Source organism: Alkalibacterium iburiense, assembly GCF_039521845.1.
Lineage (GTDB): Bacteria > Bacillota > Bacilli > Lactobacillales > Carnobacteriaceae_A > Alkalibacterium > Alkalibacterium iburiense.
In genome coordinates this window covers 3,220-4,774 of the sequence record NZ_BAAACW010000086.1, presented here as the reverse complement: position 1 = coordinate 4,774, position 1,555 = coordinate 3,220, and the positions used below count along the sequence as shown (strand labels likewise).

Below are 1,555 nucleotides of genomic sequence, written 5' to 3'. Positions count from 1 at the left end.
AAAACACCTTGTGATTTAATTAACAAATATAGAATCCGGTAAGAATATAGTTTTATGCAACACTAGTGATATATACAATAAAAAAAGAAAGCAGCATTGATACTTTATCAGTAAAAGCTTTCTTTTTTCTATTATCTCGTATTCAAAAGTCAAAAGTTATGGAACGATAGAAAAATACCAAATAAATATATCAGTTTTAAAAAGAAGCCCCACTAATTAAATTAATCTAGGTCCCTTTCTTGATGTTTCTTGAAACCGTTTCATTTGAAATGTGAATATATATAAACTACCATTTACTATGTAACCCTTATTTAGAAGAAATTAATGCGACGTATGACATTATAATACATTAGGAGGACTGTCACATGTACATCAGAAAATCAAAATTACAGTATCATGCAAAACCTGAGAAAAGTAACCCTATTATCGCACGACGCTTACAAGAGATTTTAGGGGGTCAATGGGGAGAAACTACAGGAATGTTGGCCTATACGCTTCAAGGTTGGAACACTGTTGGCAATGAAAAATATAAAGATTTATTATTAGACACTGGTACGGAAGAAATAGGCCATATGGAAATGTTAGCAACCATGATTAATGACCTATTACGTGACGCTCCTACTGATACGATAGAAGAATTTGCGAGAAATAGTGATCCAGCGACTGCTGCAATACTTGGTGGTATGGACCCTCAACATGCATTCGTCAATGGTCTTGGTGCAGGGCTATCTGATTCTAACGGAAACCCGTGGAGCGCAAATTTCATCGTCTCAAGCGGGAATTTACTCGCTGATATGCGCTTCAACGTTGTCCGTGAATCACAGGCACGCCTTCAAGTATCACGAAACTTCCTGCAAACGGAGGATAAAGGAGTTCGCGATATGCTGAGTTACCTCATGGCTCGTGAAACGCAGCACCAGCTTCAATTCTTAAAAGTTTGTGAAGAATTGGAAGAAAAATATGGTCCAGTTGTACCACATGGTACTCAAGACTTACAAAAACAAGGTAAGGAGTTTACACATACACTTTACAACTTCTCAGAAGGAGAAGCCTCTCAAGCACTCGAAGGAGAAACTGCCCGTGATGGAAACAAATTCCACTATAGTAGTGACCCCATCATGGCAGGTGGTGAGCCTGATCTAACAGCCGCACCAGAAATATTAAGAAATACGCCACCTGAAGATCCAAACACTGCTGTTGAAGAAGGACGCAGAATGCTTGAAGGTAATAAAAATACAAGTAAATAGTTAAAAAATAAAAATATACTGGGCTTAGACTTATGTGATATGCATAAGTCTTTTTTTTTGGTGCCTTTTCATCGAAAGGAAATATGTCCAAAAGACGGGAAGATACTCTCATTATCTAAGGTCGAATATGTAAGAAGTGTATTTTATGAGATTTCCTTATTTTGATTGACCTATATAGAAAAGATATGTTCAAAGTTTTGAGTTATGAACACAAAAGAAAAAACCTATTCTATTACTTTAAAAAGCCAGGAACATCAGTACCAGATGAAGTTTGAACAAACTGAATACTTCAAAAAACGTTCTAAACA

1 protein-coding gene is annotated in these 1,555 nt (G+C 36.3%); it reads left to right on the top strand.

The genetic code is table 11. The annotated features are described in order from the left end of the window. The first annotated feature begins 365 nt into the window (after positions 1–365). On the top strand, positions 366–1,247 hold the full coding sequence (locus tag ABDZ53_RS07315) for a manganese catalase (RefSeq protein WP_343755073.1): 882 nt from the start codon (positions 366–368) through the stop codon (positions 1,245–1,247). The last annotated feature ends 308 nt before the right edge of the window (positions 1,248–1,555 follow it).